Annotated in this window: 15 protein-coding genes; 8 read left to right on the top strand and 7 right to left on the bottom strand. The window is 66.1% G+C overall.

Features of this window, described 5'->3' with window-relative positions; genetic code table 11:
• Positions 1–221: 221 nt before the first annotated feature.
• From OIE68_RS22935 to OIE68_RS22925, 3 genes are read left to right on the top strand one after another with little or no spacing between them, the layout of a single operon-like run.
• The gene (locus OIE68_RS22935; protein ID WP_327101392.1) at positions 222–410 is read left to right on the top strand and encodes a hypothetical protein; all 189 of its coding nucleotides are present in this window, start codon (positions 222–224) and stop codon (positions 408–410) included.
• 46 nt (positions 411–456) lie between these two features.
• Complete coding sequence (locus tag OIE68_RS22930) at positions 457–1476, top strand: winged helix-turn-helix domain-containing protein (RefSeq protein ID WP_327101391.1); 1020 nt, start codon at positions 457–459, stop codon at positions 1474–1476.
• Between the two features lie 56 nt (positions 1477–1532).
• The gene (locus OIE68_RS22925; RefSeq protein WP_327101390.1) at positions 1533–2120 is read left to right on the top strand and encodes a SanA/YdcF family protein; all 588 of its coding nucleotides are present in this window, start codon (positions 1533–1535) and stop codon (positions 2118–2120) included.
• Between the two features lie 302 nt (positions 2121–2422).
• On the opposite strand, the gene OIE68_RS22920 is transcribed toward OIE68_RS22925, so the two are convergent.
• Positions 2423–2899, bottom strand: a complete 477-nt coding sequence (locus tag OIE68_RS22920; protein WP_327101389.1) for a hypothetical protein — start codon at positions 2897–2899, stop codon at positions 2423–2425.
• 201 nt (positions 2900–3100) lie between these two features.
• Here OIE68_RS22920 and OIE68_RS22915 point away from each other — a divergent pair, with 201 nt between their 5' ends.
• The gene (locus OIE68_RS22915) at positions 3101–4333 is read left to right on the top strand and encodes a cytochrome P450 (protein ID WP_327101388.1); all 1233 of its coding nucleotides are present in this window, start codon (positions 3101–3103) and stop codon (positions 4331–4333) included.
• Between the two features lie 4 nt (positions 4334–4337).
• Here OIE68_RS22915 and OIE68_RS22910 read toward each other — a convergent pair whose 3' ends face one another.
• Positions 4338–4868 (bottom strand): phenolic acid decarboxylase, encoded by a 531-nt coding sequence (locus OIE68_RS22910; protein ID WP_327101387.1) that lies wholly within the window; start codon positions 4866–4868, stop codon positions 4338–4340.
• A 104-nt stretch (positions 4869–4972) separates the two neighbouring features.
• On the bottom strand, positions 4973–5854 hold the full coding sequence (locus tag OIE68_RS22905; RefSeq protein WP_327101386.1) for a LysR family transcriptional regulator: 882 nt from the start codon (positions 5852–5854) through the stop codon (positions 4973–4975).
• A 129-nt stretch (positions 5855–5983) separates the two neighbouring features.
• Here OIE68_RS22905 and OIE68_RS22900 point away from each other — a divergent pair, with 129 nt between their 5' ends.
• The 3 genes from OIE68_RS22900 to ligD all read left to right on the top strand — a co-directional run bounded on the left by OIE68_RS22900 (position 5984) and on the right by ligD (position 10508).
• On the top strand, positions 5984–7327 hold the full coding sequence (locus OIE68_RS22900) for an MFS transporter (protein ID WP_327101385.1): 1344 nt from the start codon (positions 5984–5986) through the stop codon (positions 7325–7327).
• Between the two features lie 76 nt (positions 7328–7403).
• The gene (locus tag OIE68_RS22895; protein WP_327101384.1) at positions 7404–9512 is read left to right on the top strand and encodes a prolyl oligopeptidase family serine peptidase; all 2109 of its coding nucleotides are present in this window, start codon (positions 7404–7406) and stop codon (positions 9510–9512) included.
• 42 nt (positions 9513–9554) lie between these two features.
• Positions 9555–10508: a non-homologous end-joining DNA ligase gene (gene ligD, locus OIE68_RS22890; RefSeq protein ID WP_327101383.1), complete on the top strand. Its 954-nt coding sequence runs from the start codon at positions 9555–9557 to the stop codon at positions 10506–10508.
• A 4-nt stretch (positions 10509–10512) separates the two neighbouring features.
• Here the strand turns inward: ligD and OIE68_RS22885 are convergent, their stop codons facing one another.
• Positions 10513–11541: a DUF4389 domain-containing protein gene (locus OIE68_RS22885; protein WP_327101382.1), complete on the bottom strand. Its 1029-nt coding sequence runs from the start codon at positions 11539–11541 to the stop codon at positions 10513–10515.
• 53 nt (positions 11542–11594) lie between these two features.
• On the opposite strand from OIE68_RS22885, the gene OIE68_RS22880 reads away from it, so the two are divergent.
• Positions 11595–11849 carry a hypothetical protein gene (locus OIE68_RS22880; RefSeq protein ID WP_327101381.1) on the top strand — a complete coding sequence of 85 codons (255 nt, stop codon included), beginning with the start codon at positions 11595–11597 and terminating at the stop codon, positions 11847–11849.
• A 122-nt stretch (positions 11850–11971) separates the two neighbouring features.
• On the opposite strand, the gene OIE68_RS22875 is transcribed toward OIE68_RS22880, so the two are convergent.
• The 3 genes from OIE68_RS22875 to OIE68_RS22865 all read right to left on the bottom strand — a co-directional run bounded on the left by OIE68_RS22875 (position 11972) and on the right by OIE68_RS22865 (position 16195).
• Positions 11972–14011 (bottom strand): LuxR C-terminal-related transcriptional regulator, encoded by a 2040-nt coding sequence (locus tag OIE68_RS22875; RefSeq protein WP_327101380.1) that lies wholly within the window; start codon positions 14009–14011, stop codon positions 11972–11974.
• 219 nt (positions 14012–14230) lie between these two features.
• Positions 14231–15142, bottom strand: coding sequence for a hypothetical protein (locus OIE68_RS22870; RefSeq protein WP_327101379.1), 912 nt, complete (start codon positions 15140–15142; stop codon positions 14231–14233).
• Positions 15143–15145: 3 nt separating this feature from the next.
• The gene (locus OIE68_RS22865; RefSeq protein ID WP_327101378.1) at positions 15146–16195 is read right to left on the bottom strand and encodes a 3-oxoacyl-ACP synthase III family protein; all 1050 of its coding nucleotides are present in this window, start codon (positions 16193–16195) and stop codon (positions 15146–15148) included.
• Positions 16196–16237 lie beyond the last annotated feature (42 nt).

The following is a 16237-nucleotide window of genomic DNA, read 5'->3' as shown; positions in this document are numbered from 1 at the left end:
AGACCGGCTGCCCACAATTCGAGCCGTCATGCTCGTCCCCGTTGAACTGATCCGGAATAGGGCGGCTACGTCGTATTCGACAAGTTGGCCAGGCGGTCGACCTGCGCCGCGGTCTGGTCTACCTATGTTTCAAAACCATGTTTAGGCCATGGCCGAAACATGGTGGGGGTGCGGCCCGCTGATTCCTAGGCTGCTGAACAGTGCGTATTCAGGAGTCGACGATGGTGAACGAGGTAGTGGCCCGGCCCGTAGGGCTGGTGCTGGGACGGTTGAGTGTTGGTGCGGTGCCGGCCGGGCGGTGGAAACGGTGGCGGCCGAGCTGGTTTCGCTGGTCGGCCACACAGTCGGCCACGGATCAGATCCTGCGCCTGGATCCGGTCCTCGCGGTGATGCTGCGAGGTCCGCGGTGATCGCGGGTACCGTGAGGTACCTCGGCACAACGATGCGGGGCGGCGTATGAAGCAGATCCACTGCACACCCGAGGATCTGACGCGCATCCGGATCGGGGCACCGCTCGGCGCGATGGGCGAAACAATGCTGGCCACCCGGGTGGTGCAGCGCACCGACGCGCCGCTGTACGACGGCTGGCGCGGGCAGGTTCGGCGCGCGATTCCGGATAACTTCGGCGTGCTCGCGGATGTCTTCCCCGGCGTGCACCACTTCGTCGACTTGATCACGCCGACCCGCGGGGCGCGGTCGATGTCGGCGGGGATCGAGGCATTGCATCTGGCCTCCCGCGACGAACTCCGCCGCGAAGTGGAGCACGCCGCTCGTCAGCGCGCGCTGACCGACCATCCGCTTCCCGCGTGGACGCGCGAGCTGTCCGACCGCGACAGCGCCGCCCGCCGTGATGTCGCGCTCGCCGTCGAGGCATTCCATGCGGTGGCATTCGCCGGTCGATGGGCGCATATGCAGTCGTATCTCGAGGTGGCGGCCGAGCGGATGGCCCGCACCATCGCCACCGAAGGCGTCGAACGCCTCTTCGCCGGGCTGGCGCCCTTCGCGCGATGGCGGGCGCCCGTGCTGGAGGTGCTCACCCCGATCGAATGCCACGACGAACATCTCGACGGGCGCGGCCTGATCATCATTCCGTCGTTGTTCATCTGGCCTGGACCGAAGCTGCTGAAGTCCACCATCGATAAGGACGCGCCGATGACGCTGGTGGTCCCGGTGTTGCGCGGTATCGCCGATTTCGCCACGGCGTGGGGTCCGCGCGCGACCAATGCGGCGCTGATCGCACTGCTCGGCCGGACGCGCGCAGCCGCACTACAGGAGATCGCCGAGGGCTGCACGACGACCGAACTCGCACGCCGACTGGGTGTTTCACCCGCGACGGCCAGTGAACACGCATCGATACTGCGCGAGGCGGGGCTCATCGAGAGTCGGCGGCACCGCAATACGATGCGGCATCAGGCGACGACATTGGGTATCGCACTTCTCGACGGTGATCTCGACGGTGGTGTGCGCATCGCTTAGTGCCGCGCCGGTATCGTCGGGCAGGTGCAGTTGATAACCGACCGGAAGAGTTCGGCGTGGTAGTGCGCCGGGCGGGTGTCGGGCTGGTCGCCGGAGCGGCCCTGGTCGTCGCGGGTGCGAATCTCCGATTGTGGCTGGTATCGGCCGGATATCGGTCCGGCCCCGCGGCCGCGCCGATGGTTCCGGTGGTGATCGTGCCGGGCGCGAAGGTCGGGCCCGATGGTGCGCCGATGGCTTATATGCGTGGACGACTCGATGTCGCGATCGAACTGTTGCGAGCCGGAAAGGTACGCGAGATTCTCGTGTCCGGCGATGCTGCGGGCACTTCGGGTGACGAAATCGCTTCGATGACACAGTATCTCGTGAACCACGGCATCGATCCGGCGGTTGTGCGCACCGATGGCGAAGGGTTGTCGACCCGAGCGACCTGCGAACGAGCCAAGAATCTGTTCGGTATCGACCGCGCGATCATCGTCACCCAATACCGGCATCTGCCACGGGCGGTCGCATTGTGCCGCGGCGCGGGCATCGACGGTTACGGCGTCACCGCATACTGTGAATGCAAGCGAACAACATTGGTGCGCAACAATCTTCGTGAATGGCTGGCGGCGCCCAAAGCGGTCGCCGCGCTGATCTGGCGCTGATCCCACATAGCGTTACCGAAGGCCCGGCAGCGTTGGATTCGTGTCTACGGCGGCACCCACGCAGCGAATGTTAGCGAACAACATTGGTGCGCAACAATCTTCGTGAATGGCTGGCGGCGCCCAAAGCGGTCGCCGCGCTGATCTGGCGCTGATCCCACATAGCGTTACCGAAGGCCCGGCAGCGTTGGATTCGTGTCTACGGCGGCACCCACGCAGCGAATGTTAGCGAACAACATTGGTGCGCAACACTATTCGCGAGTGGTTAGTGGCACCCGAATGCGGTCGCCGCGCTGATCCGCGCCCTACCGGGGGTCCGGCAGCGCGGGATCCATCGGATCGACCGGACCGCCGGGATTCGGGATCGGTGGCGGTCGCATCGGATCCGGATTCGGCCGAGGATCAGGGATCGGTGGCTCCGGTTTCGGGCCGGGTTCCGGCGCTGGTACCGGGTCGGGGTGGGGAACAGGACCGGGCACCGGCGGTTTCGGATCCGGGTCGGGGCCGGGCATCGGGGCGGGGCCGGGCACTGGCGGTTTCGGATCTGGGTCGGGGCCGGGCAGCGGCTCAGGACCGGGGACCGGCTCGGGTCCAGGCCGCTGCGGAATCGGCTGCGGCGCCGGCCCGGGTATCGGCTCCGGCTCCGGATGCGGCTCCGGCCCGGGCACCGGTTCAGGCCCGGGATTCGGCGGGACCGGATCCGGGATCGGTGTCGGTGGCACCGGGTCCGGAATCGGCGTCGGCGGGATAGGACTCGGATTCGGTGGCACGGGACGAGTCATGCGGATACCTCCTCAGCACAGCGGTACCCATCCGATTGCGGGTGAATCACCCGACGGCCTTGATCCTCGGCGCGGTGACCAACCCGCGCACTGAAGTGTTCCCTTCCCCTGATCGGACGACTACGCTCGTTTGGAAGATCGAAACCGCTTGATGGGCTGCGGGTTTGAGGCACCAGCCCAACGGGCTGGAGGGGGTATCTCATGCAGCAGGTTTGTCCGCACAGCGCGCAGCCGATCGTTATCGACCCGATGGTCGGTGATCTCGCGGGCGAGACCGGTCGGCTGCGCGCGGCCGGCCCGCTCGCGCGAATCGATCTACTCGGCGTGCCGGCCTGGACCGTCACCGAGTATGCCACCGCCAGGCGGTTGCTCACCGACCCTCGGCTGGTCAAGGACATCAATTCGTGGGCGCTGTGGACCTCGGGGACGGTAACGCGGGAATGGCCGCTGATCGGCATGATCGATACCGGACGGTCCATGTTCACTGTGGACGGTGCCGAACATCGGCGACTGCGCAACAAGACCATGCAGGCGCTGACGCCGCGTCGGCTGGACGCACTGCGTCCGGTGATCGTGCGGCTCACCACCGAGCTACTGGACGACCTGGAGCGAACGGGCCGCGACGGCGTGGTCGACCTCAAGACCGAATTCGCCTATCCGCTGCCGATGCGGGTCATCGGTGAGCTGATGGGCGTCGACCGTGCCGATCACACGATGCTGCTGACCTGGTACAAGGCGTTCTTCTCGATCCTCACCCCGCAGGACGAGCGGTTGCGAGTGATCGATGAATTGGATACCTATTTCACCGATCTGGTGCGCAAGAAGACCGTCAAGCCGACCGACGACCTCACCACCGCGCTCATCTTCGCCGCCGACGGCGGTGCGCCGCTGACCGAGAAGGAGGTCGTCGGCAATCTGAAAGCCCTCGTCGCGGCGGGACACGAGACGACCGTCGGACTTCTCCTCAACACCGTCCGCGCCCTGCTGGGCCGCCCGGAGCAATTGCGCGCAATCCGCGACGGCGACTCCGAGTGGCAGCAGGCGATCGAGGAAACGCTGCGCTGGGACACCCCGGTGACCCACCTGCTCATGCGCTTCGCCACCGAGGACATCACCGTCGGCGACATCGTGATCGAGCGTGGTGAGGGCGTGGTCATGTCCTATCGCGCCATCGGTCGCGATATCGCGGTGCACGGCAGTGATGCCGACGATTTCGACATCACTCGCCCAACGGCCAACCGGCATCTGGCATTCGGTCACGGACCGCATATCTGCCCGGGTGCGGCACTGTCCAGGGTGGAGGCCGGGATCGGTCTGCCGGCGCTGTTCGAGCGTTTTCCGAAGCTGCGATTCGCGGTGCCGGTCGAGGAGATCAGAAATCTGCCGGTGCTCACCCAGAACGACCTGGCCGCCTTCCCGGTGTACCTCGCCTGACGCACTAGTTGGTTCGCGTGGCGTATCCCGGCGGCAGCTTGTGTGGCGGACAGTTGATCACCGTGTCGTCGTCGAGATCCCTGGATTCGAGGAAGGTGATGCGCCCGGATGCGGAGACCAGGGTCAGCGGATAGGTCGGTCCCCGGTCGCGCTCGGCGATGATCGCGTCGAGATTTTCCTCGTAGCGGGTAAGCGTGCAGTCGGGATAGTCGAGCATCCACTGCGGGTAGGAGATCGTGGTGTGCACCCGACGGTCGCCGAGCCAGACGATGAGCACGGTGGTGGTTCCGGTCGGCTCCACCCAGGCGATTTTGTACATATCGTCGCTGAGCTGGATCAGCTTCGCCGCCTGATTCTTGGACCAGCGCCCGAACATCGGACCCATCAGACTCCGCAATTCGATAGTCTGCGCATCGCGTACGTACAGCTCGTATTTCCAGCCGTTCTCGTAGGCGTAGATGAGGTGTTTGCCGACAATGCCGGTCAGATCGCCGTGCAGTGCCAAGTGCGTGGTCGCCAACCGCTGCGCGCTCATCGCCTGACTCCTCTCGGTCGACCTACGAGGTGGGGACCTGCGTCTTCTTCGTCAGCCTAATCATTGCTGCGGGCATTGCGGCCGGTTTGCCGGGAACGGCGCAATCATGTCCGCGCGGCCGCGTAGAGGATCTCGCGCATCCCGGGCAGTGATTCCTGATCCGCGCGCCACACCAGCCGCAGACTCAGATCGGGCACCGGGAAGTCCAAGCGGACGAGTGTGCCGTGCGCGAGGCCATCGGCGACCGCGAACTCCGGCAGCAGGGATATGCCGAGTCCGTGCTCGGCCCAGGCCCGCATGACCGGAACCGCACCGGCCTTCACTCGCCGCGGGCCCGAGCCGAGCACCTTTTCACTTGCCATCCAAAACGAGCATTCGGGCACATTGACCAGCAGCCGTTCATCGATGAGGTCGGCGGCCGTCAAGCCGGACCGCGCCGTCAGCGGGTGCGTCGGCGCGGCGACCAAGGCCAGCGGCACCAGATCCAGGTCGAGGAAGGCCAGCGGTTCGGCGGGGGCCGGGAAACCCAGATCACCAACGGCGCCACCGGAATCCAGCAGCAGCGCCGCATCGAGATCGCCGCCGACCACATCGGCGAGCAGGCCGTCGCGGGCCCGATCCGAGCGCACCTCGACTTCGATATCGGGCCGTCGCTCGGCCAGTCGCGCCAGTACCTGCGGCACATACGCGCCCGCGAGGGTTTCCAGCGCCCCGAGGCGCAGGACCGGCCGTTCCTCCCGCACGTCGCGCATCGCCTGTTCGGCCTGTTCGAGCAGCCGCCGCGCCCAGCCGGTGAGCCGCTGACCCGCCGGTGTGAGCCGCATGCCCTTGGGGTCGCGCACGAAAAGTGCCACCCCGAGCGTGGCTTCGAGCGTGCGGATCTGCTGGGACACCGACGACGGCGCGAGCTCGAGCGCGACCGCGGCGTCGGTGACCGTGCGGTGGCGCACCACGGCCTCGAAGGTCCGCAGCTGACGTAACTCCATGGCCTGGCCAACAGCGACGCAGCATTCGGATATTCCGAATGCGGTATACGCCGCAGCCGGTGGAGCCGTCGTGCCCGTCCGGCGAGAGTCGATCGGGTCATCAAACGAGCCGAGGAGCTGTTGCGTCGGATGAGCATTTTGCAATCGCGGGCGAGTACGTCCGCCGGGTCGACCAGGGCCCTGCTGGGGATATCCCTCGGGTACTTCATGGTCCTGTTGGATATGACGGTGCTTTCGGTCGCCGAGCCGGATCTGGCGGCGTCCCTGCACACCTCGATCGCCGGACTGCAGTGGGCGACCACCGGCTATACCGTCGCCTTCGCCGCACTGCTGCTCTCCGCGGGCGCGGTCGCCGATCGCCATGGTGCGCATCGGATATTTCGTTTCGGCACAGCGGCTTTCGGGCTGGTCTCGCTGCTGAGCGTCTTCGCGCCGACGCTGTGGGTGCTGGTCGCGCTGCGGGTGCTGTTGGGCGTCGCGGCGGCGGCGTGCGTGCCCGCGTCGATGGCGATGATCACCCAGCTCTATCCGGATCCGGGCCGACGCGCCCGGGCGATTTCGACGTGGGCGGCGATCAGCGGCGCCGCGGTCGCGGCGGGGCCGATCGTGGGTGGCGCACTGGTCGGGCTGGCCGGGTGGCGGTCGATATTCGTGGTCAATGTTCCCATCGCGGTGGTCGTATTGGCGCTGAGCATGGGATCCGCGGTGACCTGCGCGCGCGGTGATCGCCGCATCGACTGGGCGGCGCAGTTGGCCGCGGCCGTCGCCCTGGCGCTGTCTACCGATGCGCTGATCGCGGCGGGTGCGCAGTCGTGGGGGCACATGGCGTGGTCGCTGAGCGGCGCGGTACTGGCGGCGATCATCTTCGTTTATTTCGAACGACACAGTGCCGCACCGGTATTGAATCGGGAACTGTTGCGTGCGGGCCGGGTGCGTGCGGGTTTGCTGGTGGGTGCTGCGGTGAATTTCGCGCTCACCGGGGCACTTTTCGTCCTGCCGTTGCTGCTGCAGCGACACCTGAGTCCGCTGCAGACCGGGCTCGCCTTCTTGCCGCTCACCGTGCCGTTCGCCGTTATTCCGCCGCTCGCGGGCAAACTCGTGGCCCGCGTCGGACCGCGCCGACCGATCCTGACCGGGCTCGGCCTGCTCGCGGCGGGTGGTGTGGTGCTGGCCGTTGCGGTGTTCGTGGGCCTCGGCTATCCGGTGCTGGCGGTCGGCCTGCTGCTGTCTGGATTCGGTGTCGCCTTTGCTCTTCCGGCGTTGGTCACCGCCATTGTCAACGTGGCACCACCGGGGACCGCGGGCTCGGTCGGCGGCCTGCTCAATGCCGTCCGCCAAGTCGGCGCGACCCTCGGTGTCGCGATCATGGGTGCGCTCGTCACCCCTGGCATCGGCTGGTCCTTGCTGACCTCCGCAGCGGTCTGCGCACTCGCCTGCATCGTCTTCGGCTACCACCGCGCCGCCGAATCCTGACGTGCCGAAGCGGAGTGCGACCACGAAGTACAGTGTCGGATGGACGCTGGGATCTGAACGTGTTCAAGGGGGTTGCATGGGAAGCAAGGGCCTATGGCGGGCAGGGGTACTGGCGCTGACGGCGGCGCTGGTCACGGCCTGCGGGGGTGCATCGACACCGACGGATCCTTATCTCTGGTTGGAGGAACTCGACAGTCCGCGCGTGCAACAGTGGGTCGCCACCGAAAATGCCCGCACGCTAGGGGTATTGGAGCAGGACCCGCGTTTCGCGGGGAATCTGGCCGAGGCGACCGAACTCGGCAAATCCCCCGACCGCCTGCCCTTTCCGACACTGCGCGACGGCGGCGTCGACAACTTCTGGCAGGACGGCGACCACACTCGCGGTGTCTGGCGCACCACATCCGTCGCGGAATATGAATCGCCGCAACCGAATTGGCGCACAGTTCTGGATTTGGACGCCCTCGCCGCGGGAGAGTCCAAGAATTGGGTATGGAAGGGCGTCGGCTGTGATCCGGTCACCCACAAGCGCTGCCTGATCAGCCTGTCCGAGGGTGGCGAGGACGCGGTGACGGTCCGCGAATTCGACCGGATCACCAATCGATTCGTCCCGGACGGCTTCGTGCTGCCGCGCAGTAAGCAGTCTGTGTCCTGGGTCGATGAAAACACCCTGCTGGTCTCCCGGGAATGGCAGCCCGGGGAGACAACCACCTCCGGCTATCCCTACATCGTCAAACAGTGGCACCGCGGAGAATCGCTCACCGACGCAGTCGAACTCGTGCGCGGCGATAAGACCGACGGCCTGGCCACCTCGCCGGTGCTGCTGGACAATGGCAACGGCCGACGGTTGAGTCTGGTGCAGCGCAGTCCGTCGTTCTGGGAGAACGAGGTCAGTCTGGTTGCCGGAACCGGTCTGGTGCGGGTGGCGTTACCGCCGAAATCGGATCTGCAGGGCTTCGCCGGCAATCGAATTCTGGTGTCGCTGCGACAGGACTGGACGACGGACGGTGCGACATTCACCGCCGGATCACTGGTTTCGCTCGACGCCGATGAACTCACCGCGGACCCGACGCGGCTGCGCGCGCGGCCCGTCTATGTCCCTAGCGCGTCGCAAACACTGGAATCTGTGCTGACAGCGCGTGACCGGATCGTCGTGACCTCGCTCGACGACGTGAAGGGACGCGCCACCGTCTATACACCGCAACCGGACGGCTCCTGGTCAGGATCACCGGTTCCGTTGCCGGACAACGCAACCATCGACGCGGTGGATGCCGATTCGGCCGGTTCGCTCGCCTATCTGACGGTCACCTCCTTCCTCGACCCGGCCACGCTGTGGCAGCTCGATACCGCCACCGGATCGGTCGCGCCGGTGAAAACCAGTCCGCGACAATTCGATTCGTCCCGCTACGTGGTCGAACAGCAGAAGGCCACCTCGCCCGACGGCACCAGGGTGCCCTATTTCGTCGTGCATGCCGCCGATATGAAGTTCGACGGCACCAACCCCACGATCATGTACGCCTACGGCGGTTTCGGCTCGTCCATGACGCCGAATTACAACGGCCTGATGGGCCGGCTCTGGCTGGATCGCGGGGGTGTGTTCGTGCTGGCGAACATTCGCGGCGGCGGTGAATTCGGACCGGCTTGGCACGAGGCCGCACTGACCACCAATCGCCAGCGCGCCTTCGACGATTTCGCCGCCGTCGGCCGGGATGTGATCGACCGGAAGATCACCGCCCCGAGCCATCTCGGCATCCAGGGCGGTTCGAACGGCGGTCTGCTGATGGGGGTCGAACTGGTCCAGCATCCGGAGCTGTGGCAAGCGGTGGCTATCGAGGTACCGCTGCTCGATATGGTCCGCTACGAGCAGATCGCCGCGGGTGCTTCGTGGGTGGGCGAATACGGCAGCGTCGCCGATCCGGTACAACGCGCCTTCCTCGAATCCATATCGCCGTACCGCAATCTGCGTCCGGGCGTGCGATATCCGGAGCCCTTCGTCTGGACCACCACCAAGGACGATCGGGTCGGCCCGCAGCACGCCCGCAAATTCGCTGCCCGGCTCGCCGAATTCGGTGACCCCTATCTGTTCTACGAGGCCACCGAGGGTGGGCACGGCGGCGGCACCAATATCGATGAGAAGGCCCGCACCAGCGCACTCGAATTCACCTACTTCATGCGCAAGCTCATGTAGGGATGGTTGACCATGTGCGGTTCGGCGGTGCATGGTTGGCCGATGACCGGCGAAGAGGTCCGTGCGGGTGTAAAGCTGACCAATCTCGACGCACCACTGTTCGACGGTGCCGACGCGACGAAGCGCGATCTGATCGACTATCTCGAATTCGTCGGTGATCGGCTGGTCGGGCAACTGCGCGACCGTCCGCTCTCGGTGGTGCGCATCCGGCCTGGCCAGGAACCGTTCATGCAGAAGAATCTGCCGAAGTACACCCCGGACTGGGTGCGTCGGGTGACGGTGTGGGCCGAGACCTCCAAACGCGAAGTGACCTACGCCCTCTGCGATGACGTGCGCACATTGCTGTGGTTCGGCAATCAGCGCGCGGTCGAATATCACCCGACCCTCATGCTGGCCGATCACAGCGCGGGCCCGACCCACCTGATCCTGGATCTCGATCCGCCCGAGGGCGGCCCCTTCCGGCAGGTCGTACGTGCCGCCGAACTGATCAGGCAGGCGCTCGCCGATGACGGACTCGCGGGAGCGGTGAAAACCAGCGGCGCAAAGGGTGTGCACGTCTTCGTACCGATCGAGCCGTGCATCCCGATCGAGGATGTCGCCGCCGCCACCCGGGCGATCGCGGCCAGGGCCGAACGCATCGATCCGGATCTGGCCACCACCGCATTCATCCGCGAGGACCGCGCGGGCAAGGTCTTCCTGGATTCGACGCGCGCGGGCGGCGCGACCGTCGTCGCGGCCTACAGCCCGCGCGTGCGTCCGGGTGTGCCGGTGTCCTTCCCGATCGAGTGGGCTCAGCTCGCGGATATCAGTCCGGGCGACTTCACCGTGTGCACCGCATCGAAGCAGCTGGGCGATCGGGATCCGTGGGCGCAGGAAATGCCCGCGCCGCAGGGCCTGCCCGCCGATCTCATCGAGGAGGGCCACACCATCCCGGTGGCCCGGGTCCAAGCGATGCACGAGGGCAAGCGCCGGGCCCGGGCCCGCAGGCAGAGTTAGCTTTTCAGTGCTCGATGACGGTGCGGAAGTGCGCCGCCCCGTCGGTGATCGCGTCGACGGTGACCAGAGCCCGGAATTCGACGCCGTCGTCGGTGACCGTGCAGACCTCCATCGCGCCGATATCGGCGTCGAGGGAATTGGGGCAATGTACGTCCTGCGGCGTGTGCCCGGTGTCGTCGGTGAAGTCGATGGCGACCCGCCGGGCGAGCTGTGAACTGGAGATCGCGTCCATGTCGGTGTCATCGTCATTGCGCCAGCCCACGGAGGTTTGGGCGAGGCTGCCGAGAATGCCGACGACGAGTATGACGATCAGCAGCGTCCGGCCGCCGCTGGAGAGCACGAGCGGGCGAGTCGGCGACTGAGCAGGTTCGGGCCCACCCGTCACCCGAGCACCACCCGCCATCGAATCGCCGGTATATATCGGACGGGATGGGGCCGTCTGCCTATCGCCGAAAACTCCCGTCAGGTACGTCGGGGTCAGCAGGTACGCATAGGCGGACACTCGCATTTCGATGCGCAGCACGGCCGCAGTGGCCTCGAAGATCGCTCCCGGCATCCGGCCGGTGATCAGGACGATCAGCCACAGAATGAACGAGATGATCCCCCATCCGGTGGTGAACCAGCTCGACAGCACCAGGATCGGGAAGGCCAAGATGAGCCGGAACAGCACCGCGAGCCGGTTCAACGGCGTCGGCGCGGGGAACAGCAGGCGGATCGGATAGTCCGGTGCGGTCCACGCGAACGGCGGGTAGTTGTCGACCAGCAACATTGCATAGCCGTGCACCCGCACGGTGTAGCCGTAATATCCGCGCAGGAACTCACCGCACCAGTCGGGCAATCGGCCGAGCACCAGCGCACCGAACCAGCCGCAGACGATCACCACGAAAGCGGCGATGCTCAGGAACCAGAGCACGATCAGCTGGGGTATGGCCAACAGCAGCCGCAGCAGAACGGTCCAGCGGCGGTGTTGCTCCGGCGGAAAGACATCCAATTCGACCAATGCTTCGCCACTGGTCGGTGATCCCTCTTTCATTACCACGGCGACCCACTCACTTCCTTCGTCCAGCGGAATTGTCCAGAACTCGGATGAGTGAGATCGAATGTAGCCCGTGGATTGCCGATAGATCGGTAACCGCGCCGACCCAGCCGGACCGCCACGGAATTCCGCGGCATGCGGCCGCCGCCGAATTACTCGAAGATATGGCGAACCCGCCCGACGCCGTGCACGCAATGGCGGCTCGATTCGGAACGCCGGACCGCATTGTCGCGCTGCACGAATTCGATTTGCTGACCGCAGATCTATTGCGGAGGGAATTCGGTATCGCGGGTGCAAAATGGTGATGGGTGCGACGGTGGCCACGGCGGGAGCAAGGACATCATCCGGCTGAATTCCATCGATGATTGCGCGGCATTGGCGGAGTCCAGGCGGGACCGGTATGTCCTTGTGGCGGCATCGTAGGCCGCTACCCGGTGGCCGACACCGCGGTATCAGCCGGACCGATCGGGAGGACGAAGTACAGCTCGCTGCGCCGGGCCACCCCGAGTTTGCGATAGACGCGGGTGAGATGTTGTTCGACGGTGCTGGTGGTGATGGCGAGTGTGTCGGCGATCTCGCGATTGGCCCTGCCGCGGGCCGCCAGCTCCGCCACCCGGCGTTCCGCGAGGCTCAGCGTCGCGAGCCCACCCGGAATCTGGCGCAGTGCGGGCATGGGTTGGGTTGGCTGCGTCGCGGTTTGGGGTTTGCCGTCGAGCGCATCGCGCAGCAGCACCTCGGCGCCGCAGGTCTCGGCGATACGCGCCGCATCGCGGATCAGTGTGCGAGATCGCTCGTGATCGCCGACGCTGCGGTGTGCCTTGCCGAGTTCGGCGAGGGCCGTGGCCAATTCGACATCGTCACCGCCGGTGCGGGCGATGGCGGCCGACTCACGCAGCAAGCGGAACGCTTGGTAGCGATCGCTGGTGGTGGCGAGCAGTCGGAGTGCGACGCCGCCGGAGCGGTGCCGGTCGGCGGTGCCGAGCAATTCGAGATGTCTGGTCGCGAATTCCTGTGCCTGCCGATGCTCGCCGAGTGCGAGATGGGCGGCGGCAATGTCATTGCGCCACGGCACCAGCCAGGGGAAGTCCATATTCCACCGGTCCATGAGATAGCCGCAGCGGCGGAAGCTGCGCAATGCCTCGTCGGCGCGGCCGACGGCGAGGTGATGGTGGCCCTGCGCCTGCAGATACGGCAGGCCGAAGCGCGATTCGAAAATCGTTCGGGGCAACGGCCTTTCGAGTTGGGCCGCGGCCTCGGCATGCCGACCGGCGATGGTCAGCGCGTGCACCATTGTGGCGATCGGCGTACCGATCCAGAGGCCGAGGTGTTCGGCGGGTACGAAATTCAGTGCCAGCGCCGCATCGCTGATCGCATCGCGAATATTGCCCTTGCGCAGCATGGTTTCCGCGCGCAGCCCGGCGAAGATCGACTGCCAGGTCGGGGCGCGGCGGGCATCGGCCTCGGCGAGCAGTGATTCGCACCAGGACGCCGCGGTATCGAGCCGATTGCTGTAGATGAGGCAATGCACCGCCGCGACCAGGGTTTCGATCGTGGTCGAGGTGAGGCGATTGCTGGTGAGCAAACGCTGCGCGAGCGTGGCGATCTCGTCGAGCGGATGGGTGAACAGGCCGGTGAGCAGATCTGCGCCGTGGCGATGCGGTGAATGCTGGTCGGTGCGCACCTTGGGCGGCTGTGCCGGGGCCGCGAAGAGTCGCGGATGACGTTGGACGTGCGGGGGATAGGAGTACCGCAGCCAGGCGCGCAGGAAGTCGATCTCCGGCGTCGCCGCATCCGGTTCGCCGCTGTTGAGCTGGCCGAGTGCGTGATCGGCTTGCTGCACCTGCCCGTGCCACAGCAGATACATGGTGGCGGCGGGCAATTCGTGGTGCGGCACCCGACCCGCGCGCAGTGCCGCCTTCAACCGGGTGAATTGGCGCGAGCGGGTCGACGGGTTGATCCGCCATTCCAGGCAGACCAGCCGGATCGCGATGGTGGCCCGCTCGCCCGCGTCCCGGGTGGCGCGATAGGCCAACTCCAACCGATCGACCGCCGGTTCGATCTGGTCATTGGTTATCGCATCCTCGGCGGCGGTGCGCAGTACGTCGACGGCCCACGGGCAGCCGGCGGCACCGGCGTCGACCAGGTGGTCGGCGACGGTGCTCGCCGGAAAACCCCGATGGTGCAGCAGTTCCGCGGCCCGGACGTGCAACTTCTGCCGGACCTGGTCGGGGGTGTTGCGCAGGATCCGCTCGCCGACCTCCGGATGTTCGAAACGCGCGGTTTCGGCGAGTTGTCGGACGACGGCCCGCACCGCGGCCTCGTCCACCTCCAGCAGCTCGGCGACCAGGCCGACCGTGCTCGCGGTGCCGAGCACGGCCATGGCCTGACCGACCCGGGATTTGGCGAAGTCGGCCCAGTGGTCGCGATGCGCTGGGTTGTCACTGTGTGGCGGGACAGGCTGACACATACTCTGAGCCCTTCGTCGAGGTGGTGAGCCCGACTGAGGGAGAGCACCATCGAAAACGAGCAGCTCGGGTGCACTGAGGATGCGGCATCGTCGCAGCGGGAAGGACGCGTCCACGCGCCCGATGATCCAGCCGGTGAACACAGGTTAATTCGCCGGCCCGATCCTGTCACGACAACTGATGACACGTACGTAATATGAGGTGTTTCAATGCCTTTCGTGTCATTGACTCCCGGCGTGCGCGAATGCGTGCTGGTGGTAGGCCAGACAGGCGGCCGAGGTATCGTCGGCGGCCAGGAAAAGCACCGTGCGTGTCGCGTCGAGAGCGCCGCTGTCGCGCGCGCTCACGTATGCGTGCACCGGGGCCGCGGAGTACGGATTGTCCACCGAGGGATCGACGCCGACGACCGATTCCGGTGTGAATCCGAGCGCCGCCGCCAGGCGGGCACGGAAGGCGAGGGTCCAGGTGGGTGCGAGCAGCACCGCGCGGCCCTCGGTGAAATCGGCGACGTCCAGTTCTTCGGCGGTCAGGCAGTCGCGCACGGCCACCGCGGCCAATTCGACCAGATCGTCGGCACCGGCCCTGGTGCTCATGGCCGAGCGGCCGTTCGCGCCGACCTCGCCCAACGCGACCCAGGCGGTCGGATCGGCGGGCCCGGCGGTATCGGTGGTGTGCAGCGCGCCGAATCCGCCTGTGGTACTGGATGTTCCGAGCAGGATCGCGGCCGCGCTGGTGCTGTAGGGGAAGCCGTCGATATGGCGCTCGGTCGACGGGTGCGTATCACCGGCTACCAGCAGCGCATACGACACTTCGCCACTGACCAAGAAGCACTCGGCGGTCGCGATCGCGTGCAGTAGTCCGGTCCCGCCGTTCATCAGATCGAAGGAGAATGCGGGCACCCGGCCGGGGGCGTATTCGAGGCCGATGCCGACGCGCTTCTGGATCAGTGCCGATACCGCGGGCTCGGAGATGTTCTGATCGCGGAAGACCCCGGCATTGATCAGCATTCCGACCTGCTCCGGGGCAATGCCCGCCTGTTCGAGGCAGGAGGTGGCCGCGCGGGCCGCTAGTTCGAAATAGCTGCCGGTATCGAGATCGGCATTGATGGCGGCCGCGAGGATGGTGGTCGGCATGGCTCAGGCCTCCAGACGGGAGATGGTGGCGGCGAGGTGCCCGGAGACGAGGCCGGATGCCGCCGGAATCATCAGCACCTTGGAGCCCTTGGGAATCTTCTGCTGCGCGAGATATTCGTGCAGGACCACGAAATGCGAGGTCGATGCGGTATTGCCGAAGTCGTGCAGCACGTTCAGGGCCTGTGGCATCGGGGTGCCGAAGTGCTGCTCGGTGAGGTGCGAGATGTACTCGATGGCGGGCGCGCTGAATTGGTGGTGGATCCAGTAGTCGAACTTCTCGCCCTCCCAGGTGCGTCCGGTCTCCTCGAAGAAGGTGGAAATGCGGTGGATGGCCTGTTTGTAGCGGCCCTCGTTCTGCATCGCGCGGTTATCGGTGTAGAGCGCGATTCCGGGGGCCTGGTCGCTGGGCATGCCGATGCAGTGTTCGGCGCCGTCGGCGGCGGTCAAGAGTTCGACGTAGTGGATTTCGTCGTCATCGTCACCGCGATCGTCGAGCATCACCGCGACCGCCGCATCGCCGACGGTCAGCGCGGCGAACTGCGGGTCGTACGGCTTGTTGATCTCGCGCGCTGCGGTCTCGGCGATCGGAGTGATCTGTTCGCCGCTGACCACCAGCCCGTTGCGGACCACGCCGGCCTTGATCATGCGATCCAGCACCAGCACCCCGGTCATCATGCCCGCACAGGCATTCGAGACGTCGAAATGGCGGGCCTTCGTCGTACCGATCTCCTTGCCCAGCATGACCGCGAAAGACGGTGCGTAGCAGAAGATTTCTTTCCCGCGAGTGCGGGTGATGGAGGCGGAGATGACCACGTCGATCTCGTCGGGGGCGTAGTCGGAGTGCGCCAGGCAGTCCTCGATGGCGCGCAGGGCCAGATCGAAGGAGGATTCGTAGCCCTCATCACTGGAGTCGTAGACGCGCCGATTCTTGATACCGGTAATCCGTTCCAGGTCAAGGGATCTCGGCACCGCCAGTCCGGCGATGATCTCCTCGGTGGAACGGACGGTGGATGGTGTGTACGAGCCGATGGACTCGAAACGTGTGCGCAGCATTACCCCTGCTTTCTGTGTCGCATTTTTCCCTGTGTTGCCAGG

The sequence above is a fragment of the Nocardia vinacea genome, assembly GCF_035920345.1.
GTDB lineage: Bacteria > Actinomycetota > Actinomycetes > Mycobacteriales > Mycobacteriaceae > Nocardia > Nocardia vinacea_A.
Note: the sequence above shows the minus strand (reverse complement) of the source record. Positions and strands in the feature narration are given on the sequence as shown.